General features: G+C 60.4%; 26 protein-coding genes. 14 read left to right on the top strand and 12 right to left on the bottom strand.

Annotation, left to right across the window (positions count from 1 at the left end):
* Positions 1-25: 25 nt before the first annotated feature.
* Positions 26-472 (top strand): DUF1198 family protein, encoded by a 447-nt coding sequence (locus ACSBQQ_RS19385; protein WP_033649788.1) that lies wholly within the window; start codon positions 26-28, stop codon positions 470-472.
* A 25-nt stretch (positions 473-497) separates the two neighbouring features.
* On the opposite strand, the gene ACSBQQ_RS19390 is transcribed toward ACSBQQ_RS19385, so the two are convergent.
* The 3 genes from ACSBQQ_RS19390 to ACSBQQ_RS19400 form a co-directional block, all read right to left on the bottom strand.
* Entirely contained in the window at positions 498-836 is a 339-nt protein-coding gene (locus ACSBQQ_RS19390; RefSeq protein ID WP_016929830.1) for a DUF2002 family protein, read from the bottom strand.
* A 91-nt stretch (positions 837-927) separates the two neighbouring features.
* On the bottom strand, positions 928-2,109 hold the full coding sequence (locus ACSBQQ_RS19395) for an MFS transporter (RefSeq protein ID WP_072269939.1): 1,182 nt from the start codon (positions 2,107-2,109) through the stop codon (positions 928-930).
* A gap of 98 nt (positions 2,110-2,207) precedes the next feature.
* The gene (locus ACSBQQ_RS19400; protein ID WP_033649787.1) at positions 2,208-3,104 is read right to left on the bottom strand and encodes a LysR family transcriptional regulator; all 897 of its coding nucleotides are present in this window, start codon (positions 3,102-3,104) and stop codon (positions 2,208-2,210) included.
* Between the two features lie 105 nt (positions 3,105-3,209).
* Between ACSBQQ_RS19400 and ACSBQQ_RS19405 the strand changes: the two genes are divergently transcribed.
* On the top strand, positions 3,210-4,592 hold the full coding sequence (locus ACSBQQ_RS19405; protein ID WP_060429007.1) for an MFS transporter: 1,383 nt from the start codon (positions 3,210-3,212) through the stop codon (positions 4,590-4,592).
* Positions 4,589-4,969 carry a DUF4440 domain-containing protein gene (locus ACSBQQ_RS19410; RefSeq protein WP_039568646.1) on the top strand — a complete coding sequence of 127 codons (381 nt, stop codon included), beginning with the start codon at positions 4,589-4,591 and terminating at the stop codon, positions 4,967-4,969. Before ACSBQQ_RS19405 ends, ACSBQQ_RS19410 begins: the two co-directional genes overlap by 4 nt.
* A 195-nt stretch (positions 4,970-5,164) precedes the next feature.
* On the opposite strand, the gene asr is transcribed toward ACSBQQ_RS19410, so the two are convergent.
* Entirely contained in the window at positions 5,165-5,515 is a 351-nt protein-coding gene (asr, locus tag ACSBQQ_RS19415) for an acid resistance repetitive basic protein Asr (RefSeq protein ID WP_033649784.1), read from the bottom strand.
* A gap of 230 nt (positions 5,516-5,745) precedes the next feature.
* Between asr and ACSBQQ_RS19420 the strand changes: the two genes are divergently transcribed.
* Positions 5,746-6,054: a DUF883 family protein gene (locus ACSBQQ_RS19420; protein WP_004928950.1), complete on the top strand. Its 309-nt coding sequence runs from the start codon at positions 5,746-5,748 to the stop codon at positions 6,052-6,054.
* 61 nt (positions 6,055-6,115) lie between these two features.
* Here the strand turns inward: ACSBQQ_RS19420 and ACSBQQ_RS19425 are convergent, their stop codons facing one another.
* Complete coding sequence (locus ACSBQQ_RS19425; protein ID WP_060429009.1) at positions 6,116-7,549, bottom strand: PLP-dependent aminotransferase family protein; 1,434 nt, start codon at positions 7,547-7,549, stop codon at positions 6,116-6,118.
* 95 nt (positions 7,550-7,644) lie between these two features.
* On the opposite strand from ACSBQQ_RS19425, the gene ACSBQQ_RS19430 reads away from it, so the two are divergent.
* The 5 genes from ACSBQQ_RS19430 to nrdF all read left to right on the top strand — a co-directional run bounded on the left by ACSBQQ_RS19430 (position 7,645) and on the right by nrdF (position 12,100).
* Positions 7,645-8,076 (top strand): carboxymuconolactone decarboxylase family protein, encoded by a 432-nt coding sequence (locus tag ACSBQQ_RS19430; protein ID WP_033635679.1) that lies wholly within the window; start codon positions 7,645-7,647, stop codon positions 8,074-8,076.
* 273 nt (positions 8,077-8,349) lie between these two features.
* Positions 8,350-8,580, top strand: coding sequence for a glutaredoxin-like protein NrdH (gene nrdH / locus ACSBQQ_RS19435; protein ID WP_033654333.1), 231 nt, complete (start codon positions 8,350-8,352; stop codon positions 8,578-8,580).
* Positions 8,581-8,589: 9 nt separating this feature from the next.
* The gene (gene nrdI, locus ACSBQQ_RS19440; protein WP_033649781.1) at positions 8,590-8,994 is read left to right on the top strand and encodes a class Ib ribonucleoside-diphosphate reductase assembly flavoprotein NrdI; all 405 of its coding nucleotides are present in this window, start codon (positions 8,590-8,592) and stop codon (positions 8,992-8,994) included.
* Positions 8,976-11,120: a class 1b ribonucleoside-diphosphate reductase subunit alpha gene (gene nrdE / locus ACSBQQ_RS19445; RefSeq protein WP_072265932.1), complete on the top strand. Its 2,145-nt coding sequence runs from the start codon at positions 8,976-8,978 to the stop codon at positions 11,118-11,120. Before nrdI ends, nrdE begins: the two co-directional genes overlap by 19 nt.
* 8 nt (positions 11,121-11,128) lie before the next feature.
* Positions 11,129-12,100, top strand: a complete 972-nt coding sequence (gene nrdF / locus ACSBQQ_RS19450) for a class 1b ribonucleoside-diphosphate reductase subunit beta (protein WP_033635683.1) — start codon at positions 11,129-11,131, stop codon at positions 12,098-12,100.
* A 43-nt stretch (positions 12,101-12,143) separates the two neighbouring features.
* Here the strand turns inward: nrdF and ACSBQQ_RS19455 are convergent, their stop codons facing one another.
* The 5 genes from ACSBQQ_RS19455 to ACSBQQ_RS19475 form a co-directional block, all read right to left on the bottom strand.
* Complete coding sequence (locus ACSBQQ_RS19455; RefSeq protein ID WP_060429011.1) at positions 12,144-12,431, bottom strand: type II toxin-antitoxin system RelE/ParE family toxin; 288 nt, start codon at positions 12,429-12,431, stop codon at positions 12,144-12,146.
* On the bottom strand, positions 12,431-12,718 hold the full coding sequence (locus tag ACSBQQ_RS19460) for a ribbon-helix-helix protein, CopG family (RefSeq protein WP_039568721.1): 288 nt from the start codon (positions 12,716-12,718) through the stop codon (positions 12,431-12,433). Before ACSBQQ_RS19460 ends, ACSBQQ_RS19455 begins: the two co-directional genes overlap by 1 nt.
* Positions 12,719-12,795: 77 nt before the next feature.
* Positions 12,796-12,990 (bottom strand): DUF1289 domain-containing protein, encoded by a 195-nt coding sequence (locus ACSBQQ_RS19465; RefSeq protein ID WP_039568654.1) that lies wholly within the window; start codon positions 12,988-12,990, stop codon positions 12,796-12,798.
* Between the two features lie 64 nt (positions 12,991-13,054).
* On the bottom strand, positions 13,055-13,795 hold the full coding sequence (locus ACSBQQ_RS19470; RefSeq protein ID WP_048321886.1) for an SDR family oxidoreductase: 741 nt from the start codon (positions 13,793-13,795) through the stop codon (positions 13,055-13,057).
* Between the two features lie 151 nt (positions 13,796-13,946).
* Complete coding sequence (locus tag ACSBQQ_RS19475; protein ID WP_048321887.1) at positions 13,947-14,891, bottom strand: MBL fold metallo-hydrolase; 945 nt, start codon at positions 14,889-14,891, stop codon at positions 13,947-13,949.
* 206 nt (positions 14,892-15,097) lie between these two features.
* Between ACSBQQ_RS19475 and ACSBQQ_RS19480 the strand changes: the two genes are divergently transcribed.
* The gene (locus ACSBQQ_RS19480; RefSeq protein WP_033649775.1) at positions 15,098-16,069 is read left to right on the top strand and encodes a patatin-like phospholipase family protein; all 972 of its coding nucleotides are present in this window, start codon (positions 15,098-15,100) and stop codon (positions 16,067-16,069) included.
* Between the two features lie 98 nt (positions 16,070-16,167).
* Here the strand turns inward: ACSBQQ_RS19480 and ACSBQQ_RS19485 are convergent, their stop codons facing one another.
* The gene (locus tag ACSBQQ_RS19485) at positions 16,168-17,523 is read right to left on the bottom strand and encodes a 2-hydroxycarboxylate transporter family protein (protein WP_033635692.1); all 1,356 of its coding nucleotides are present in this window, start codon (positions 17,521-17,523) and stop codon (positions 16,168-16,170) included.
* Between the two features lie 326 nt (positions 17,524-17,849).
* On the opposite strand from ACSBQQ_RS19485, the gene ACSBQQ_RS19490 reads away from it, so the two are divergent.
* Both ACSBQQ_RS19490 and ACSBQQ_RS19495 read left to right on the top strand, forming a co-directional pair.
* Positions 17,850-19,442 carry an ATP-binding protein gene (locus ACSBQQ_RS19490; protein WP_060429013.1) on the top strand — a complete coding sequence of 531 codons (1,593 nt, stop codon included), beginning with the start codon at positions 17,850-17,852 and terminating at the stop codon, positions 19,440-19,442.
* Between the two features lie 32 nt (positions 19,443-19,474).
* Complete coding sequence (locus ACSBQQ_RS19495; protein WP_033635694.1) at positions 19,475-20,161, top strand: response regulator; 687 nt, start codon at positions 19,475-19,477, stop codon at positions 20,159-20,161.
* A gap of 16 nt (positions 20,162-20,177) precedes the next feature.
* On the opposite strand, the gene ACSBQQ_RS19500 is transcribed toward ACSBQQ_RS19495, so the two are convergent.
* A complete protein-coding gene (locus ACSBQQ_RS19500; protein ID WP_126171105.1) occupies positions 20,178-20,441 on the bottom strand; it encodes a hypothetical protein in 264 nt (87 codons plus the stop codon).
* Between the two features lie 126 nt (positions 20,442-20,567).
* Between ACSBQQ_RS19500 and proV the strand changes: the two genes are divergently transcribed.
* On the top strand, positions 20,568-21,770 hold the full coding sequence (gene proV / locus ACSBQQ_RS19505) for a glycine betaine/L-proline ABC transporter ATP-binding protein ProV (RefSeq protein ID WP_033649772.1): 1,203 nt from the start codon (positions 20,568-20,570) through the stop codon (positions 21,768-21,770).
* Positions 21,763-22,869, top strand: coding sequence for a glycine betaine/L-proline ABC transporter permease ProW (gene proW, locus ACSBQQ_RS19510; RefSeq protein ID WP_033649771.1), 1,107 nt, complete (start codon positions 21,763-21,765; stop codon positions 22,867-22,869). Before proV ends, proW begins: the two co-directional genes overlap by 8 nt.
* Positions 22,870-22,876 lie beyond the last annotated feature (7 nt).

Raw genomic sequence — 22,876 nt, forward strand, 5'->3', positions numbered from 1 at the left:
GTATTGAGAGTGTAATAAAGCCTAAATGACCTGGATCATCCTCGCCGCCCTGATCGTCGTATTTATCATCGGTTACCGCATCCTGACGTCCGACACCCGCAAAGCCATCGATTCGCTGGCCCATCTGCTGAGGGTCAAGCCGATGCTGATTGAATCGATGATCCAGGAGATGGGCAGCCGCCAAAGCCAGACCTTTATCCGCATGCTGAACAACGGCTACACCGAAGAGATGCACCAGGCGGCTTACCTGCTGTTCATCTACCTGACGTTCATCAAACAGGCGGACGACGAGCAGATTGCCCTGTGGCGCGACGTGCTGCTGCGCGCCGGCCTGTCGCCGGAGCTGCACGCCGAGCACACCGAAGCGGCGCTGTTTTACTTCGCCGAGCTGGATATCGATGCGTTTGAACTGGCGCAGTTCCGCCGCGCCTACAATGAGCGTTTCAACCGCGAAGCGTTGGCCCACGGCTGATCGCGTCCCCCGGGCGGGGGACCGATTACAGGAACATGCTGTAGAGGTAGCGCGACAGCGCTTCGCGCGAGCTGAAGCCGTGTGCGATGCCGTAACGCTGGTTCGGGGCGTCGCTGCTTAAATCCAGGGGAAACTCCAGATACTGCTCGCTGGTGCGCACCGGAGAGGTCGGCGTGGCGAAATGCACGCTTCTCTCTTTCAGCGCCGGGTGGATCACCAATGCGGTTCTGCCCATCCGCGCTTCGCGATTCACATACACGTAGTGTGTACCCTTGCGGTAGCCATAGGCCTGGTCGGTGACATAATCACGCTCAAAGCCGGTATTCTCCAACACTTTAGCCACTTCATCCGGCCGTAAATACATCGATTCCTCCTCTCATTCTGGACCGCTGAGCGACCTTACCGTAATCATTCACCGAAACAATGATTTTCTGGGGAGGAATCCGGGTTTCAGACTATTCCTGAATGGCTCGGCTGCGCTGCAGCAGACGCAGGGTGAGCAGCACCCCGAGCGCCACCAGCAGCGCCGCCGCCAGATAGATCGACGGCACGCCCGCTTGCCCAATCAGCAGCCCGGCCAGCGGCCCGGTGATGCCCAGCGCCAGATCGAGGAATGCCGAATAGGTGCCGAGCGCCGTGCCCTGGTTCTGCGGCGGCACCTGTTTCACCGCCTCGACGCCCAGCGCCGGGAACACCAGCGAGAAACCGGCGCCGGCCAGCAACGCGCCGGTTTGCACCATCCAGGGTTCGCCGGCCTGCCAGATCAACAGCAGCCCGACGATCTCGACCAGAAACGACGCCAGCGTCACCTTCAGACCGCCGTGGCGGTTGATGACGTTGCTGAAGATCAGACGGATGCCGACGAAGGCGCAGCTGAACAGCGTCAGCGAAAACGCCGCGCCGCTCCAACCTTTGTCGGCGTAGTAAAGGGTGATGAACGTGGCGATCACGCCAAAGCCGACGGTACCCATCGCCAGCCCGAGACCATAGGCCCAAATGCGGCCGAACACCGCGCGGAAAGCGATGCGCTGCCCGGCGGCGATCGAAACGTCCGGCTTGCCGCTCGCCAACAGCAGCGCCACCGCGACCGCCAGCACGATCAGCGCCGCCACCCCGGCCAATCCCCACTGCTGATTCAGGTACACGCCGAGCGGCGCCCCGGCCGCCATCGCCCCGTAGGTGGCGACGCCGTTCCAGGAAATCACCCGCGCGGTGTGCATCGCCCCGACCCGGCCGATGCCCCACAGCGTGGAACCGGTGCTGGCGAAGCTTTCGCCGACGCCGAGAAACACCCGCCCCGCGCACAGCAACAGCAGGCTGAGCCACGGGTAATCGTCAACGCCGAACGCCAGCGCGTAAAACAGGCCGCTGGCACCGCAGCACGCCAGGCCGAACAGCACCACCTTCTTCGGCCCCAGCTGATCGGCATAGCGCCCGGCGTGCGGGCGGCTGAACAGCGTGGCGAAGTACTGCGCGCTGATGATAAGGCCCGCCAGCACCGAGTTGTAGCCCAGGTGGTCATGCACAAATCCCGGCAGCACCGCCAGCGGCAGGCCGATGGTCAGGTAGCAGACGAAGGTGAACATCACCACGGACAGAATGCGTCGGTTCAGCTGGAGGTTATTTTCTGCGGTCATCGAAGGTGGCTCGCATCGGACGGGATAGACAGAGATTGCCAGCATACCCCGATGGGATCTGATGATAAATGAGAGAGTTATAACGAATTATTATTTCGCTAACGGTTGGCCGCCACCCGCGCGCGCAGAAAATCGATAAACGCCCGCACCTTTTCCGGCACGTGGCGGGTATTCGGGTAGAGCGCGTAGATGCTCTGCTCGGGGAAACGGTGATCCGGCAGCAACCGCTGCAGCCGGCCGGCGTCGATTTCGGGCTGCGCCAGCCACGCCGGCAGCAGCGCCACCCCGGCGCCATGCAGGGCGAATGCCAGCAATGCCGCGGCGCTGTCGCCGGTGAGCGTCGCGGCGTCCGCCACCTTGAACAGCACCGCTTCGCGCTGCGGCGTGGCCACCTGCCAGCTGAGCGGCGAACTGAGCCGGCTGTGGGCGATCCACTGCGCCTGCGCCAGCTCGGTCAGCGAATGAATCGGCCGCTCGGCCAGATAACCCGGCGACGCCACCGGAAAAATGGCGAAACTGTCGATCAGCGCCGCGCGGTGGCTGGAATCAGCCAGCTGGCCCAGGCGGATCGCCACGTCAAAGCGCTCCGAGATCAGATCGGCGTGATAAGAAGAAGACACATGCTGGATGCGCAGCCGCGGATGCTGCCGCGAAAACGCCGCCAGCGCCGGCACCACCACCTGCGCGCCGTACTCCGGCGTACTGGTGATGCGCAGCACGCCGCTCAGCCCGTGGTGATCGCGGCGCACGTCGTCCAGCACGTTTTCCGCCTCCTGCAGCAGTTGCAGGCTGCGCTGGTAAAAGCGTTCGCCGGCGTCGGTCAGCGACAGCCGCCGGGTGCTGCGCGCCAGCAGTGACACCCCCAGCTCGTTCTCCAACTGCTTGACGTTAAAGCTCACCACCGCCTTGGTTTGCCCCAGCGCCGCCGCCGCCGCGGTAAAGCTGCCCGCTTCCACTACCGCCGCGAAGATCGCCAGGCGCTGCAAATTCAGCATTTCGCCGCCCTTATTGTCAAAATCATTTTGACAGTGTAATCGCCCGCCGCCGATTTATCCGCACTTTTCCCCCCGATACACTGCTCGCCTTCAACCGGAGGCACCATGTCTTATCGCAGCAAAGTGGCAATCGTCTATCTGCTCGGCTTTTTCGTCGATCTGATCAATATGTTTATCGCCAACGTCGCCTACCCCGCCATCGGCCAGGCGATGCGGGCGTCGGTCAGCCAACTGGCGTGGGTCAGCAACGGCTATATTCTCGGCCTGACGCTGGTGATCCCGCTCAGCGCCTGGCTGGCGCAGCGCATCGGTGGGCGGCGGGTGTTCCTGCTGTCGCTGGCGCTGTTCATGCTGGCCACCTTCGGCGCCGGCAACGCCGACAGCATCGGCGCGCTGATCGGCTGGCGCACCCTGCAGGGCATGGGCGGCGGCTTGCTGATCCCCATCGGCCAAACGCTGACCTACCAGCTGTACCGCAGCCATGAACGCGCCGGGCTGTCGGCGGCCATCATGTTGGTGGGGCTGCTGGCGCCGGCGCTGTCACCGGCGCTGGGCGGCTGGCTCGTCGATCGGCTGGACTGGCGCTGGGTGTTTTTCGCCAACCTACCGCTGGCGGCCCTGGCCCTGGCGCTGGCGGCGCTGTGGCTGCGCGCGGAAACGTCGGCGACGGCGCGCAAACCGCTCGACGGCAAAGGACTGCTGAGCGCCTGCGCGGCGCTGACGCTGCTGCTGCTCGGCCTGACCCGGCTGAGCGAGGCCGGCCATCAGGTTTCCGGTGCGGCGCTGCTGGCCGCCGGCCTGCTGGTGCTGGCGTACTATCTGCGCCATAGCCTGCGCACCCCGCAGCCACTGCTGAACCTGCGGCTGGTCGGCGATCCGCTGCTGCGCAACGCCATGGCGGTTTATTTGTGCATTCCCGGCCTGTTCATCGGCGTCAGCCTGGTGGCGATGCTGTATCTGCAAAACCAGCTGGGGATGCCCGCCGCACAGGTCGGCGGCCTGATGCTGCCCTGGGCGCTGGCGTCGTTCCTGGCCATCACGCTGACCGGCAAAACCTTTAACCGCCTCGGCCCACGGCCGCTGCTGATCGCCGGCTGCCTGTTGCAAGGCGCCGGCATGCTGAAGCTGGCGCAGATCGACCAGGCCGGGCAACACGCGTGGCAGATCGCCGCCTTCGCCCTGATGGGATTTGGCGGCAGCCTGTGCAGCAGCACCGCGCAGAGCAGCGCGTTCCTGCAGATCCCCGACGCTCAGCTGGCGGACGCCAGCGCGCTGTGGAACATCAATCGCCAGCTCAGTTTTTGCCTCGGCGTGGCGCTGCTCAGCCTGCTGCTGAATCTGCTGCTGACCGGGCTGCCGCCCGCGGCGGCCTACCGAACCTGCTTCATTCTGGCGGGCGCCAGCGTATTTATCCCGCTGCTGCTGTGCCTGCGCCTCGCCAACCGCGCCATCGTGCGCCAACTCAACGCTCAACAGGATGCTTTATGAACCCGTATTTTACCGAAGTGATCGACGCCCACATCGCCATTGAACGCTGGCTGGGCAAAGGGGCTGGAGAAGAGCAGGCGCTGCTGGCGCGCTTTACGCCGGATTTCAGCATGATCGCGCTGAGCGGCGCTCCGCTGGATTTTGCCGCGCTGTGCGCCTTTTTCCGCGCGCATCGCGCCGCCAAACCGGGATTGGAAATCGAGATAGAAGAGATGAAGCTGGTGGCCGAATGGCCGACGGGCGCGGTAGTCAGCTACCGGGAAAAGCAGAGCCTGCCGGGGCAAAGCGCCACGCTGCGCTATTCCACGGTGGTCTTTGAACGTCAGCCCAACGCGCTCGGCTGGCGGCATTTGCACGAAACCGCCGCGGCGCAATAATTACAGAAAGCTGCCGGCCAAAAACAGTTCCCAACCGACGATCGCTCCGCACAGGGTTACCGCGCTGAAAATGACTTCAAACAGATAGCGATTGATCATCGTTCGTCGCCTCAAAAGAAAACACCCGGGATAACCGGGTGTCTGGAGTACGGGCTGGAAAGTGCGGAACCTTTCGGTTCCGCAAACATCACTTAATTAAGCTTTTTTACCGGCTTTTTTGTGGTGTTTTTTAGCTGCCTGGGCTTTCTGAGCCGGCGCTTTTTTGTGGTGCTTTTTAGCTGCCTGGGCTTTCTGAGCCGGCGCTTTTTTGTGGTGCTTTTTAGCGGCCTGCGCTTTCTGGGCTGGCGCTTTTTTGTGGTGCTTGGCTTTCTTGTGGTGCGTTGCTTTAGCCGGCGCTTTTTCAGCAGCAGCCGCTGGCGCAGCGGTAGTGGTGGTCGCAGCTGGCGCGGTGGTGGTAGCCGGAGCAGTAGCTGCAGTATCAGCAGCGAAAGCAACAGAAGACAGACCCATAGTGGCAGCAACGATCAGCGCTAATACTTTTTTCATCTTTACATCCTCAGAGTGTTGTTTCGGTAAGCTCCGGTGGAGCCGTTGAAACAGATACTAGTGGAATCAAACTGCCGTTTCCGTGAGTGATTGGTTTCGCCGAGTAACCAAATGTACAAAGCCCAGGCGCAGGCAAACACCTGCGTGACGGCGGTTTTTTTTCCGTGATCGGCCACGCAAATCGCGCCATGGTCTACACTTAAAAGACATGTGTCGAAATGGAGAGCTGAATGTTTAAGAAAGCGGAAAGAACAGAACGCGATATCGATCAGGACGTCACTCTGTTGGCCGATACGCTGGATGAAGTGTTGCGCGAGTCCGGTGACAAGACCAAAGAGGAACTGAAAGAGCTGCACAGCAAGGCGAAAGGCGTGCTGCGCGACGCGCGAGCGCGGTTCAATGGCTCCACCAGTCTGACACAGCATGCGCGCGATGCGGTTGATCAAGCCGATAGCTATGTGCGTGACAAACCTTGGCAGGGCGTAGGGATCGGTGCCGCCGTCGGCATCGTGCTCGGCGTGCTGCTGGCCCGGCGTTAACACCCCTGCAGTCATAAAGATAAAACAGATGTGCGTCTGGCCCGCGGAAATCGCGGGCCGTTTAATTTAGGCGTTTGAACAGCTGCGCCAGCCCCTGCACCGCCCGCTCCGTCTCCTCTTGCCGAGTGAAATTGGCAAACCCCAGCAGTAACCCCTGCCCCGCCGGATGATCGATTCGCCAGTCCGACAACGCCTGCACCGCCAACCCCAGTTGCCAGGCTTGCGCCGCCAACGGCGTATCCGCCACCCCGTCACGTAGCCGGGCCAATAGCTGAATGCCGCCCTGCTGCGGCACCACCCTCAGCCACGCCCCCAGTTGCCGCTCCAACGCCTGCGTCAGCCACTCGCGCCGCTGGCGGTACAGCGGCCGCATGCGTTTCAGATGGCGGTAGAAATGTCCTTGCCGGATAAAATCCGCCACGCCGGCCTGCAGCAGCGGCGGGCAACCGCAGCCACGCAGCCGACTGCTGCACGCGAATGTCTCCGTCAGACCGACGGGCACCACCAGATAAGCCATGCGCAGCGCCGGGAACAGCGTTTTGCTGAAGGTGCCGGCGTACAGCACCCGCCCCTGAACATCGAGGCTTTTCAGCGGCGGCAGTGGCCGCCCGTGATAGCGAAACTCGCTGTCGTAGTCATCTTCCAGGATCCAGGCCCCGCGCTGCTGCGCCCAGTCGAGCAGCGCCATGCGCCGCGCCAGGCTGAGCGAGACGCCGAGCGGGCTTTGATGGGTCGGCGTCACCACCGCCAGCCGCGCCTCAGGCGCCGTCAGCATACCGGCGGCCACGTCCATGCCTTGTTCATCCACCGGCACGGCGATCGGCCTGACGCCGGCGGCCCGCAGCAGCGGGCGCGTGACCGGATAGCCGGGATCTTCGATCCATACCGCGTCGCCGGCGTGCAACAGCGTCTCCACCACCCAGTCCAACAACGCCGGATAACCGGCGCAGAGGAAAACCTGCTCCGGCCGGCAGCTGATGCCGCGCGATAAATGGAGATAATGGGCGATCGCCTCACGCAGCTCAGGCAGGCCGCCGGCCGGCGGCAGCGCCAGGGAAGCCACCGTGGAAGCGCGCAGCCGGCGGGCGACAATGCGCTGCCATAACGCCCGCGGAAACGCATCCAGCGCCGGCACGCCCAGTTGGAAAGGCTGCAGCATGCCCTGCGGCTGCAGCGGATCCGGCGCTATCGCCGCCAGCGGTGGCGCAGCGGATACCGCGCCCGGCGGCATGTGCGGCAGCTGCGGCGAGACATAGGTGCCCGCCTGCCCGCGACTCTGCAAAAAACCTTCGGCGATAAGTTGCGCGTAGGCGCTTTCCACCGTGGCGCGCGCCACGCCCAGATCGCTCGCCAACCCGCGCACTGAGGGCAACCGGCTGCCCGCCGCCAGGCTGCCCTGGGTAATGGCGTCTTTAATCCGCAGGTAAATCTGCCGGTACAGCGGTTCGGCGAGCCGGCTGTCCAGCCGCAGCGAGGTCAGGAAAGATGGCATTATGGCTCGGTTAAATAATCATTTTATGGCCCTATAGCATAGACCATAAGGCCGCTAAAGTAGCGCCATGATTTCGTTACTACCGATTGAGGTTGAGCATGATTAAGCAACGTTTGAACTATGCCGAATTGGCGCCCGCCCCGTACAAAAATATGGTGAGCGCGCTGATGGCGCTGGAGAAAGGCGCCCTGGACAAGGCGACCATCGAGTTGATGTTTATGCGCGTTTCGCAGATCAACGGCTGCGCCTACTGCCTGGATATGCACGGCAAAGCGCTGCGCGAAAGCGGTTTCAGCCATGCCAAGCTGGATACGCTGGCGGGCTGGCGCGTCAGCCATGAATTCAGCGAGCGCGAGCGCGCCGCGCTGGAATGGGCCGAGTCGGTGACGCTGATCGCCGCCACCGGCGCGCCGGACAGCGCTTTCGAGGTGCTGAAGGCGCACTTCAGCGATGCCGAGATCGCCGATCTGACCTTCGCCATCAGCATCATGAACGCCTTCAACCGGCTGGCGGTCAGCATGCGCCAGTAATGCGTTCTCTTCCCCCCTCTGCACTGAGAGGGGGAATTTCTCACCCGCAAAAATTTTTTCCCTCGCCTTTTCCAGCCCCGGTGCGGTCTGCGCACCCAATCCGACAAAACACCATATATGGCGTGGTTGATAAAATAAATATCAACATATAGTATTTTATAGGTCAGCCGCAGGGAGTGTCGTTCGGTTGATAACGCCGTCAGAAACGCCAGGAACAATGCTCCGTTATCTGACTTGTCCGCCTTTCCTTCAGCCTAAAGGTAAATGCGAATCATGAGCATTATTATTTACAGTAAGCCGGACTGTGTCCAGTGCAACGCCACCTATCGCGCATTTGATAAACAGGGGATTGATTATCAGGTGGTCGATCTCACCCTGGATCAGCAGGCGCTGAACCACGTTAAATCCTTAGGTTATCAGCAAGTTCCGGTAATTATCGCCGGAGACGATCACTGGTCCGGATTCCGGCCGGACAAGATCGGCGCGCTGGCGCTCACCTGCTGAGGCCCGCCGATGAATCCGCTGGTTTATTTCTCCAGCAGCTCGGAGAACACCCATCGGTTCGTTGAGAAACTGGGCCTGCCGGCGATCCGCATTCCGATCGCCGGCGCCCGCAGCAAGCTGCTGATGGAACACCCCTTTATCTTGATCGTACCCAGCTATGGCGGCGGCAGCGCCGTCGGCGCGGTGCCGATCCAGGTGATCCGCTTTCTCAACGTTCCGCAAAACCGTTCATACCTGCGCGGCGTCATCGCCGCCGGGAACACCAACTTCGGCGCGGCGTACGGCATCGCCGGCGACATCATCGCCAAAAAATGCCAGGTGCCTTTTTTATACCGCTTTGAGCTGCTCGGCACTACGCAAGACGTTGAAAACGTTAGACAGGGAGTAACCGCATTTTGGCAACGACAGAACTGACCAGGCCCGAAACGGGCGCGCTGGATTACCATTCGCTCAACGCGATGCTCAATCTTTACGATGCGGAAGGCCGGATCCAGTTCGATAAAGATCGGCTGGCGGCGCGGCACTACTTCCTGCAGCACGTCAACCAAAACACCGTGTTTTTCCACAACCTGGAGGAAAAGCTGCGCTATCTGGTGGAGGAAGGCTACTACGAGCCGCAGGTGCTGGCGCAGTACGAATTCCCGTTTATCAAGCAGCTGTTTCAGCAGGCCTACGCCAAAAAATTCCGCTTCGAGACCTTCCTCGGCGCCTTCAAGTACTACACCAGCTATACGCTCAAAACCTTCGACGGCAAGCGCTATCTGGAACGCTACGAAGACCGGGTGTGCATGGTGGCGCTGACGCTGGCGGCGGGCGACACCGCCCTGGCGCAGGATCTGGTGGAGGAGATGATTTCGGGCCGCTTCCAGCCGGCCACGCCGACTTTCCTCAACTGCGGCAAACGCCAGCGCGGTGAGCTGGTCTCCTGCTTCCTGCTGCGCATCGAAGACAATATGGAATCGATCGGCCGGGCGGTGAACTCCGCGCTGCAGCTGTCGAAACGCGGCGGCGGCGTGGCCTTCATGCTGAGCAATATTCGCGAGGTGGGCGCGCCGATCAAGCGCATCGAGAATCAGTCCTCCGGCGTCATTCCGATCATGAAAATGCTCGAAGACGCCTTCTCCTACGCCAACCAGCTCGGCGCGCGCCAGGGGGCCGGCGCGGTGTATCTCAACGCCCACCACCCGGACATTCTGCGTTTTCTCGACACCAAGCGCGAAAACGCCGACGAGAAGATCCGCATCAAAACGCTGTCGCTGGGGGTGGTGATCCCGGATATCACCTTCGAGCTGGCGAAGAACAACGAAGAGATGTACCTGTTTTCGCCCTACGACGTCGAACGGGTGTATGGCGTGCCGTTTTCGGAGATTGCCGTCAGCGAGAAGTACCGCGAGATGGTGGACGACAAGCGCATCCGCAAGTCGCGCATCAACGCGCGCGAGTTCTTCCAGGTGCTGGCGGAGATCCAGTTCGAATCCGGCTACCCCTATGTGATGTTCGAGGACACGGTTAACCGGGAGAACCCGATCGCCGGGCGGATCAACATGAGCAACCTGTGTTCGGAGATCCTGCAGGTCAACCGCGCCAGCACGTATCACGAGGATCTGAGCTACGATCGCATCGGCAAGGACATCTCCTGCAACCTCGGCTCGCTGAACATCGCCAAAACCATGGACGCGCCGGACTTCGGCAAGGCGATCGAGACCGCGATCCGCGCGCTGACCGCGGTGGCCGACATGAGCGATATCCGCTCGGTGCCGTCGATCGCCGAAGGCAACCGCAGCGCCCGCGCCATCGGTTTGGGCCAGATGAACCTGCACGGTTACCTGGCGCGCGAGCGCATCTTCTACGGCTCGGAAGAAGGCATCGACTTCACCAACCTCTATTTCTATACCGTGGCCTATCACGCCATCCGCGCCTCTAACCGGCTGGCGATCGAGCGCGGCGGCGCCTTCGACGGCTTTGAGCATTCCCGCTATGCCAGCGGCGAGTACTTCGATAAGTACACCGAGCGCGACTGGCTGCCGCAGACCGAGCGGGTGCGCGAGCTGTTCGCCGCCGCCGGCATCGCCATTCCGAACCGCGACGACTGGCGCGCGCTGCGCCAGTCGGTGATGCTGCACGGGCTGTACAACCAGAACCTGCAGGCGGTGCCGCCGACCGGTTCCATCTCGTACATCAATAACGCCACCTCCAGCATCCACCCGATCGTTTCACGCATCGAGATCCGCAAGGAAGGCAAGATCGGCCGCGTTTACTACCCGGCGCCCTACATGACCAACGACAACCTGGCGTATTACCAGGATGCCTATGAGATTGGCCCGGAAAAGATCATCGATACCTACGCCGCCGCCACGCAACACGTCGATCAGGGGCTGTCGCTGACGCTGTTCTTCCGCGATACCGCCACCACCCGCGATATCAACCGCGCGCAGATCTACGCCTGGCGCAAAGGCATCAAGACCATTTACTACATCCGCCTGCGCCAAATGGCGCTGGAAGGCACCGAGGTGCAGGGCTGCGTGTCCTGCGCGCTGTGAGGCAACTTATGACGACCGTAACATCGGCGCCGCTGGTGCGCGCCATCAACTGGAACATCATCGAAGACGACAAGGATCTGGAGGTGTGGAACCGCCTGACCTCCAACTTCTGGCTGCCGGAGAAGGTGCCGCTGTCCAACGATATCCCCTCCTGGGCCACGCTGACGCCGAAGGAGCAGCAGCTGACCATTCGGGTGTTCACCGGGTTGACACTGCTGGACACCATCCAGAACACCGTCGGCGCGCCGGCCCTGATCGCCGATGCGCTGACGCCGCACGAAGAGGCGGTGTACTCCAACATCAGCTTTATGGAGGCGGTGCACGCCCGCTCGTACAGCTCAATCTTCTCCACCCTGTGCCAAACGCCGGACGTGGACGACGCCTACCGCTGGAGCGAGGAAAACCGCGCGCTGCAGAAGAAGGCCGGCATCATTCTGGCGCACTATCGCAGCGACGATCCGCTGTTGAAGAAGGTTGCCAGCGTGTTCCTCGAGTCGTTCCTGTTCTATTCGGGCTTTTACCTGCCGATGTACTGGTCGAGCCGCGCCAAGCTGACCAACACCGCCGATCTGATCCGCCTGATCATCCGCGACGAGGCGGTGCATGGCTACTATATCGGCTATAAATTCCAGAAAGGGCTGGAGAAAGTGGACGCCGCACGGCGCCGGCAGGTGAAAAACTTTGCCTTCGATCTGCTGCAGGATCTGTACGACAACGAGGTGCGCTACACCGAGGAGCTGTACGACGGCGTCGGCTGGACGGAAGACGTGAAAACCTTCCTGCACTACAACGCCAACAAGGCGTTGATGAACCTCGGGTATGAGGCGCTGTTCCCGCCGGCGATGGCGGAGGTCAACCCGGCTATCCTGTCGGCATTGTCGCCAAACGCCGATGAAAACCACGACTTCTTCTCCGGTTCCGGTTCGTCTTACGTCATCGGCAAGGCGGTCAACACCGAGGATGAGGACTGGGATTTCTGAGGACATGACAACGATACCGGTCTTTCAGGCCGGTATCGTGCATTCAATACCCTTGTTCTTTCTGACTACGGATCGCCAGAACAAACGCCGTATCGATATCAGGGATATATTTGTAGAGCGCCAAATAACCGCGAGATTGCTGCCCAATAATCAATTCACGCAGCCCTGCGCCAAGGGCTCGTCCGATCAATGGATTATGTTCCAATACCGCAATCGCCTGGATGATTTCCTGAATGCGCCGCCCTGAATCCGCAGCGCCATAGTGAGCCAAATGAGCGAGAATACGTTCGATATCATCCCTGACCTCTGGCGCCAACTCGACATTTGCCATCAGCGCCCCAATTTTTTAACCGGAGGTTTAACAACGTCAGTGTTACCCGCTGCGTAATTTTCCAAATAACCGCGCATCTCTTTCCAAGAGACCGTCTCTCCCGTCGCAATTATCTTGGCATAGCGTTTTTCCGCTTCATTCTCAAAGTCGCGGCGCAACTCTTCTTGCTGCGTTTTCTCCGCTATTGCCTGCAAAATAAAGCTGTGAGTCGTCACGCCAGCCTGCTCGGCGACGGCGGTGACGCGGGCTTTAAGCTCATCTGGAATACGGATGGTCGTCGTCGACATAATCGCTCCCAACATCGGTCAATCACATGTAGCTCAATTGTGCTACATGAAATCTGGCAGCGCAATAATGCTGGTGATTATTTCACCGATTGACGCAGCTCAAGCCGCCGCCAGATGGCGCGTTTCTCCGCGTCGCCGGCGGTCGGCCAGGCAGCGATCTCCGCCCGCGTGCGCCGACATCCCCGGCACTGCTGGGTTTCGTCGTCGATGCGGCACAGGCTGACGCAGGGCGATCTTACGCCGTGCTGGGATTGCTGATTGTCGCCCGCCATAAACCGCCCTTGATGTGATGTGTGCCGCCACAGGATACCCGATCCGGCGGCGGCGCGTCGTCAATCAGATGATGCCGCCGTTGGCGCGCAGGGTTTGGCCGTTGATCCAGCCGCCGTCGGTGCCGGCCAGGAAGGCCACCGCCGCGGCGATATCGTCCGGCGTTCCCAGCCGCTCCAGCGGCGCCATCTTCGCCAGCCGATCGATAAGCTCCGGCGTTTTGCCATCGAGGAACAAACCGGTGGCGGTCGGCCCCGGCGCGACGGCGTTTACCGTGATATTGCGGCCGCGCAGCTCTTTCGCCAGCACGCTGGTCAACGCCTCGATCGCCGCCTTGCTGGCGGCATACATGCCGTAACCCGGCTGCAGCAGCCCCACCACGCTGGAGGAGAAGTTGATGATACGGCCGTTGTCACGCAGGCGCTTCGCCGCTTCACGCATCGTGTTGAAGCTGCCTTTCAGGTTGATGTCGATCAGGCGATCCGCGTCTTCATCGCGCATGTCCGCCACCGGCGCCAACGCAATTACCCCCGCGTTATTGACCAGCACGTCGATGCCGCCAAACGCCTGTTCGGCGCTGTCGAACAGCCGGGCGACCGCAGATGCATCGCTGACGTCGGCTTTGACGCTCAAGGCGCGGCCGCCGCGCTGTTCTATCTTGCGCACCAGCTCATCGGCCGGCGCCGGGTTGCCTGAATAGTTAATGATGACGGTAAAGCCGTCGGCGGCCAGACGCTCGGCGATGGCGGCGCCGATGCCGCGCGATGCGCCGGTGACGATAGCGACGGGGGGAGTTTTCTGGTTCATCGGAGATCCTTAAAGAAAACGACGAGGGTAACGTTAATCATGCACTCTTTATCGCGGCGAATAAGCCCCGATTGTCTGGCATCATCATCCCAAATTATCGAACAATGCGTCTGGACTCGTTCGATGGCCGCCCAACGGACGGCCATCCCCGTTACAACGCGCCGTAATTCAGCGGCACCCAGCTGTACCCTTCTCCCTGGCGGTTCAGGTAGCCCAATCCCGGGAACGACAGGTGTGCGCCGCCCACCAGCTCGTTCTGCCGCGCGCTGTCGCTGAACACCCGCAGCCGTTGAGCGACCGCCGCCTTGGCGTCGCTGTCAAAGCTGATAGCCACCTTCGGATGCGGCATCTGCACCGCCGCCACGTGGATCAGATCCCCCAGCAACAGCAGCTTTTTGCCCTGGCTGGTCACCTGATAGACACTGTGGCCTGGCGTATGGCCGTGAGCGGCAAAGGCGGCGATGCCCGGCGAAAGCTCGCCGTCGCCGTTGAACGGCTTAAAGTGCCCCGCCGCCTGGTAAGGCTTGATCGCCGCCATGGCCTTTTCGAAATTGCCTTTGTTCTGCGCCTTGGCCTGTTTCAACCGGTCGGCGCTCAGCCAGAAGTCCGCATCCTGGCTGGCGGCGCGCACCACCGCATTGGGGAATACCGCCTTGCCGTCGTGCGTCAGGCCGCCGAGGTGATCCGGGTGCATATGAGTCAGGTAGATCTCATCCACCTGCTCAGGCTGATAGCCCGCCGCGCGCAGATTATCCACCAGCTTGCCCAGGCCGTCGCCCAGCAGCTGGCCGGCGCCGCTGTCGATCATCACCAGCTTGTCGCCGGTATTGATCAGATAGGCATTGACCGAGGTGACCACCGGCAGGTTTTGATGCCGCTCGGCCAACCCGGCGGCGATCTGCTGCGGCGTGGTGTTCAGCAACAGTTTGTCCGCCGGCAGGCGAATGATACCGTCAGACAACGCGGTCACTTCAAAACTGCCCAGCATGATGCGGTAAACTCCCGGCGTCGGGGTTTTGGCCTGCGGCGCGGCGGCGCCGGCCTGTAATGACATAACGGCCAGCGCCGCGCCCAGCAGACAACGTTTCCAGAACATGATGACTCCTTGCGAGAATTGAACAGCGCTAAGTATTGACGCAAAAATCCCGATGCGCCTGTTTAATAAATGCCTTTAATAAATATATAAATAATATATTTATTATGAATAGTTTTGTTTGCCGACTCACACAACACCAATCAATATTTTCTCGCTCGCCACTTGGTTATTTTTCTTACTCCCTAAACCAAGAGTGAGGAAATATCATGAACTATCAATTCGAAAATCTGGTCTTTGAAGGCGGCGGCGTAAAAGGCATCGCCTATGGCGGTGCGCTGGAATTGCTGGAAGCTAAAGGCATCATGCCACAGATCAAGCAAACCTCCGGCGCCTCGGCGGGCGCCATCGCCGCGCTGCTGGTCGGCCTGGGCTGCAGCTCGGCCGACGTCACCAAAATTCTGTCGGCGATGGATTTTAAAAAATTCCTCGATTATAACGGCGGCTTTTTCGGTACGCTCCACGATGCCTATCGCCTGTTCAATCAATACGGCATCGCGCCCGGCGATTATTTCTATCAATGGTCGCGCGATATTATCAAGCAATATACCGGCAAGCCGGATATTACCTTCGAGCAGTTCGAAGCGATGAAAGCGGCGAAAGGGTTCAAGTCGATTTACTTTATCGGCGCCAACCTCAACAGCGGCCAGCGCGAGGTCTATTCGCATCGCACCACGCCGCGCATGAAAGTGGCGGACGGCCTGCGCATTTCGATGTCATTCCCGTTCGCCTTCGTGGCGAAGAACAACACCCTGGGCGACCTGTGCATCGACGGCGGCATGATCGACAACTACCCGGTGCGGCTGTTCGACTATGACTTCTCCGCCACGCCGCCTTACATCGACGCTTCAAGCCAGCGCATCAACACCCGCACGCTGGGCCTTCGCCTGGACTCCGCCGGCGAAATCGCCCAGGCCGCCGGGCAGGCAGGTCCGCGCACGCAGGTCAACAACCTGTTTGATTTCACCCTGGCGGTGGCCAACGTGATGCTGGACATCCAAACCAAGGTGCACCTGGACAGCGACGACTGGAAACGCACCGTGTATGTCGACACGCTTGACGTCGGCACGCTGGAGTTCGGCATCAGCGAGGAGAAGAAACGCGCGCTGATCGAATCCGGCCGCCGCGGCGTAGAGCGCTACTTCGCCTGGTACGACGCCGCCATGAAACAGGCGGCATAACCCCCATCCCCCCCGCCCGCGCGTACGGCCGGCGCGCGGGCAAAAAAAATCCCCGCGGGGGCGGGGAAAGGCAAAGTAACGCTAAGGATTTATAGGAGTTATACGAAGAACTTGGCCAACACCAGCAGCGACAGCGAGACGTTGATAGCGCCCCCGATTCGGGTGGCGATCTGCGCGAACGGCATCAGCGACATGCGGTTGCCGGCGGTGAGGATCGCGACGTCGCCAGTGCCGCCCTGCCCGCTCTGGCAGCAGGAGACAATCGCCACATCGATAGGATGCATGCCGATTTTCTTGCCGACGAAGAAACCGGTCGCCACCAGCGCGCTGACGGTCGTGACGATCACGATCAGATTCTGTACGGTGAACGCGTCCACCAGCTCCTGCCACGGCGTGATGGCCACCCCGACCGCGAACAGGATCGGATAGGTCACGGCGGTGCGGAAGAATTTGTACACCACCTGCGAGCCTTCCTGAATGCGCGGCGACACCCCGTGCGCCAGCTTCACCGCCACGGCGGCGAACAGCATGCCCACCGGCGCCGGCAGGCCGATCAGACGGTGCAGCAACATGCCCACCATATACAGCAGGATGGCCAGCAGCGCGCCGCAGGCGATGGTGCTGACGTCCACCTTGCCGCTGATTTTTTCCACCGCGTTCATGTCGCTGTCGCCCTGCTTGCTCGGCATCAGGCTGCCTTCGCCGGTCAGATGCGGATAACGCTTGCCCAACTGGTTGAGCAGGCCGGCGATGACGATGGCGGTCAGGCTGCCGAGCATCACGATCGGCAGAATGCGCCCCAACGCCACGCCCTGCTCCATGTGCAGGATCGCCGCGTAGCCCATCGACAGCGGGATCGCCCCTTCACCCACGCCGCCGGCCATGATCGGCAGGATCAGGAAGAAGAAGATCTGGAACGGCTCCAGGCCCAGCGCCATGCCGACGCCCATCCCCACCAGCATGCCGACGATCTCGCCGCACAGCATCGGAATGAAGATGCGCAGGAAGCCCTGGATCAGCACCTGGCGGTTCATGCTCATGATGCTGCCGACGATGATGCAGCAGATGTAGAGATAAAGAATGTTGGTCGATTTGTAGAACTTGGTGGTCGACTCCACCACCACGTCCGGCAGCAGGCCGTAGTGCACCAGCGCGGAAGGAATAAAGGTGGCGCAGATCGCCGCCGCGCCCATTTTGCCGATCAGCGGCAGGCGCTTGCCGAATTCGCCGCAGGCGAAACCGAAGAACGCCAGGGTAGCCACCATCACCACGATATCGCTCGGCAATTTGCCTTCCAGGCAATCGAGCAGAATCAATACGCCGGCCAGAATAAAGAACGGTAACGGAATAATCCCTACTTTATAATTGTCCAGTATCCGCCACCATTTCTCACGCAGAGGAATATCGGCGGCCTTGTCTTTGGCTACGAGGTAAGAATCATCTGTTGTGCTCATAATCTGGCCTCTTATTAGTTTGTTCAGCCATCATAGAGAAGCGCACGGATTATCTGCTGTGATTATGTTCAAAGTTAAAAAGGGTTTTTAATGGTGGTTATGGTTTCTATGGGGTTAATTAAGATTATGTAAAAACCGGCGTGGTTTTAATGGTGTTAATACCGCTTTTATTTTAAAGCTTATCAACTTTATCGCAGACGAACAATTCTCGTCCGGTTCACTTTAATCCCGTGTGAGGGATCACAAGTTGATCGGGCGCAATATTACAGACCCCGCTTCTCGTGATAGGGTAAGGCTTCAGGATCTCTTTACGGTGAAGCTCCGCCATGCGGCTCAAACTCTCATTCCAAATCAAGCTGTTTCTGTGCCTGGTGGCCTTCTCCTGCCTGCTGCTGACCTGCATCGGCGCCTACACCTATTACCAGCTGGATGCGCAGCTGCACCGCGATCTCGGCGCCCGCGCGCAGGTGCAGGCGCGGGAAATCGCCCTCATTCCTTCGCTGGTCAACGCGGTGGAAAACAACGACGCCGCCAGAATCGCCGCGCTGATGAAAAAAATCCGTGCCAGCAGCGATGCCAGTTATATCGTCATCGGCGATAATCACGCCCGCCATCTTTATCATTCCGAATATGAAGGCCGCCTGGGCACGCCGATGATCGGCGGCGATAATAAAGAGGTGCTGGAAGGAAAAAGCATTATTTCCATTCGCAAGGGCGGCATTGGCGTTTCATTGCGCAGCAAGGCGCCGATCCTGGATGAAAATAATCACGTGATCGGTATCGTTTCCGTCGGCTATTTGAAATCGCACATCGATAATTTAAATGCCAGGACGCTGACGCAAATTATCGGCTCCATCGTCCTGCTGCTGATCGCCCTGTTCGTCTTTTCCTGGCTGCTGTCGAAAAACCTCAAGCGCCAGATGTTCTGGCTGGAGCCGAAAGAGATCGCGCTGCTGGTGCGCCAGCAAAAAGCGCTGCTGGAAGCCATCTATGAAGGGGTGATCGCCATCGATCCAGAGCTGCGGATCATCACCATCAACCATGCGGCGCGCGAGCTATTGGATCTGCACCAGCCCGCCGCCGGCTTGCTGGGCCGGCCGATCGGCGACGTCATTCAGGCGCAGCCGAACTTCTTCGCCGCCGCGCAGCTGGGCCAGGATACGCACGATGAGGTGTGCCGCTTCAATCACGTGCGGGTGATCGCCAGCCGGGTGCGCATCATGCAGGAGCAGGAGCTGCAAGGCTGGGTGATCAGCTTCCGCGACAAGAACGACATCAATACCCTGAGCAGCCAGCTCAGCCAGGTGAAACGCTATGCCGACAACCTGCGCATCATGCGCCACGAACAGCTGAACTGGACCGCCACGCTGGCCGGGCTACTGCATATGCAGCGCTACGACGAGGCCATCCGCTATGTGGAGGCCCAGTCGGAGGGCGCGCAGGAAATCCTCGATTTCATCTCGCAGCGCTTCAGTTCGGCGGCGCTGTGCGGCCTGCTGCTGGGCAAATACTCCAGCGCCAGGGAAAAAGGCATCGAGCTGCGCTTCGATCCGGCCTGCCAGCTGCGGCAGATCCCGGCGGCGCTGAATGAGACCGAACTGATGTCGATCGTCGGCAACCTGCTGGATAATGCCGTGGAGGCGACGCTGCACTGCCCGGCCCCGCACGACGCGATCGAGCTTTATATCAGCGACGGCAGCGACGAGCTGGTGATCGAGGTGGCGGATCGCGGCACCGGCATCGCCGAGGAGATTCGTGATACGCTGTTTGAACAGGGCGTCACCACCAAAGCGGATAAAAGCGACCACGGCATCGGCCTGCATCTGGTCGCCAGCCACGTGGCGCAGGCGCACGGCAGCATAGAAGTGTCGGACAACGAGCCGCACGGCTCGATATTCTCTATATTTATCCCTAAATAAAACCCATAACCCGATTTTTTGAGCACCCGATTATGTCACACCAAGCACTGGACGTTCTGATCGTGGAAGACGAGCCGCAACTGGCGACGCTGCACGCGGAGTTCATCGAGAAAAATTTCAACCTGCGGGTGGTGGCTTACGCCGCCACGCTGGCCGAAGCGCGGGCCAAAGCCAATGCGCATCAGCCGCGGCTGATCCTGCTGGATAACTTTCTGCCGGACGGCCAGGGCATTGAGCTGATGGAAGAGCCGGCGGTGAAGAACCCCGCCTGTTCGGTGATCTTCATCACCGCCGCCAGCGACATGCACACCTGCAGCCAGGCGATCCGCAACGGCGCCTTCGACTACATCATCAAGCCGGTATCCTACAAGCGGCTGCGCAATTCGCTCGAACGCTTCATGCAGTTCGTGCAAACCCAGCGCACCTTCAAGATCATCGATCAGGACAACGTCGATGCGCTGTACAACCTGCAGTCGAAGCAGTTCTCCAGCGAGCCAAGCGCCAAAGGCATCGAAACCAATACCCTCGAGCTGGTGCAGGCGCTGTTTATCGCCCAGCCGGCGGTGGCGCATGCGGTGGAAGACGTGGTGGAGCAGGTCGGCATCAGCAAGACCACCGCCCGCCGTTATCTGGAATATTGCGTCGCCACCCAGTTCGTGCGGGTAGAGATGCTGTACGGCAATATCGGCCATCCGCGGCGGCTGTATCGCAAGGCCTGAGGCTGCCATCTGGCTGTCATATTACGGCGATAACATAACGCCCGACGATATCCCCCTCGATATCGGCACCTGTCGTTAAAACTGATGAAATACTGATGACTTTTACCCGGCCTCTGGTCGGGTTTTTTATTATCCGAACGGCAGGCGCGGCGCCCAAATATTTCTCGGCGCCACACCGTATTATTTCCCCAAAAACCAAACCATTATGGCAAATAATGGCCGTCAATTTTGAGTCACGGGCCAAATTACCATAACTAATTAAAACCTTGATGTAAACCACTAATATCCCATTTAAATGACATTGAGGGTTGCCTCAGATATTCACTGTGTTAGGGTAAAAAGCTCTTTTATTTTGCTAAGGACAGCCCATAACGCGTTAATTAAACCAGAGGAAACAGCAAATTGCATGGCAATTAAACTCGAAGTAAAGAACCTGTATAAGATATTTGGCGAACACCCGGAACGCGCATTCAAACTGCTGGATAAAGGTCTGACAAAAGATCGGCTGTTTGAAAAAACCGGCTTATCGCTCGGCGTAAAAGACGCCACTCTGGCCATTGAAGAAGGCGAGATATTTGTCATCATGGGGCTCTCCGGTTCCGGCAAGTCCACCCTGGTACGCCTTCTCAATCGTCTGATAGAACCCACCCGCGGCCAGGTGCTGATTGACGGTGAGGACATCGCCAAAATATCCGACGCGGCGCTGCGCACCGTGCGGCGAAATAAGATCAGCATGGTATTTCAGTCATTCGCGCTGATGCCGCACATGAATGTCATTAATAACACCGCCTTCGGTATGGAATTAGCCGGCATACCGCTGCAGGAGCGCCAGGAAAAAGCGCTGGATGCCCTGCGTCAGGTCGGGCTGGAGAATTATGCGCTGTCTTATCCGGATGAATTATCCGGCGGCATGCGCCAGCGCGTGGGATTAGCCCGCGCCCTGGCCAATAACCCGGATATATTATTGATGGACGAAGCCTTCTCGGCGCTCGATCCGTTAATTCGTACCGAAATGCAGGATGAGCTGGTGAAATTACAGGCCCAACATCAGCGCACCATCGTGTTTATTTCCCACGATCTGGACGAAGCGATGCGCATCGGCGATCGCATCGCCATCATGCAGGGCGGTGAGGTGATCCAGGTCGGCACGCCGGACGAGATCCTGAACAACCCGGCCAACGACTATGTGCGCACCTTCTTCCGCGGCGTGGACATCAGTCACGTATTCAGCGCCAAGGATATCGCCCAACGGCGCCCGGTGACGCTGATCCGCAAAACCCCCGGCTTTGGCCCCCGATCGGCGCTGCAGCTGCTGCGCGATGAGGACCGTGATTATGGTTATGTTGTTGAACGCGGAAAGAAATTTATCGGCGTGGTGTCGATAGAGTCGCTGAAAAAGGCGCTGTCCGCCAATCAAACGCTGGACGATGCCCTGCTCGAGGCTCCTGCCGCCGTGCCGGCCGACACGCCGCTCAGCGATCTGATTTCCCTGGTCGCCCAGGCGCCGTGCGCGGTGCCGGTAGTGTGCGAAGAACATAACTATCTCGGCATCATCTCCAAGGCCATGCTGCTGCAGGCGTTGGACAAGGAGGGCTCCGCCAATGAGTGATACTACGCAAACCCAAGATCCCTGGGCTACCGCACCGGCCGATACCGGCGCCGCACCCGCAAACGATGCCGCCGCCAACGCCGGCGACGCCTGGTCCAGCGCGCCGCCGCCGGCCACCCATGACGCCGCCGCGTCAGGTGCCGATTGGCTCAGCAGCGCCCCGGCGCAGCCGGAACACTTCAGCCTGCTCGATCCGTTCCACAAGGCCTGGGTGCCGTTCGATACCTGGGTCACGCAGGGCATCGACTGGCTGGTGTTGCACTTCCGCCCGCTGTTCCAGGGCATCCGCGTGCCGGTCGACATGATCCTGAGCGGCTTCCAGCAACTGCTGCTGGGCATGCCGGCGCCGATCGCCATTCTGGTGTTCTCGCTGCTCGCCTGGCAGGTCTCGGGCCTCGGCATGGGTGCCGCAACGCTGCTCTCCCTGGTCGCCATCGGCGCCATCGGCGCCTGGTCGCAGGCGATGGTCACGCTGGCGCTGGTGCTGACCGCACTGTTCTTCTGCATCCTTATCGGCCTGCCGCTCGGCATCTGGCTGGCGCGCAGCAAGCACGCCGCCAAAGTCATCAGGCCACTGCTCGACGCGATGCAGACCACTCCGGCCTTCGTCTATCTGGTGCCGATCGTCATGCTGTTCGGTATCGGCAACGTGCCGGGCGTGGTCGTGACCATTATCTTCGCGCTGCCGCCGATCGTGCGCCTGACCATTCTCGGCATCAAGCAGGTGCCGGAAGATCTGATCGAGGCCGCCGAGTCCTTCGGCGCCAGCCCGCGCCAGCTGCTGTTCAAGGTGCAGCTACCGCTGGCGATGCCGACCATCATGGCCGGCGTGAACCAGACGCTGATGTTGGCGCTGTCGATGGTGGTCATCGCCTCGATGATCGCCGTCGGCGGTCTGGGCCAGATGGTGCTGCGCGGCATCGGCCGGCTGGACATGGGCCTGGCCGCCGTCGGCGGGGTCGGCATCGTGATCCTGGCGATCATTCTCGATCGCCTCACCCAATCGCTGGGGCGCGATCGCCGCAGCAAAGGCATCGGCCGCTGGTATCGCCGCGGCCCCATCGGGCTGCTGACTCGCCCGTTCATCAAACAAGCCTGACGCTTTT

The organism is Serratia sp. G204Y, assembly GCF_051172435.1.
Lineage (GTDB): Bacteria > Pseudomonadota > Gammaproteobacteria > Enterobacterales > Enterobacteriaceae > Serratia > Serratia sarumanii.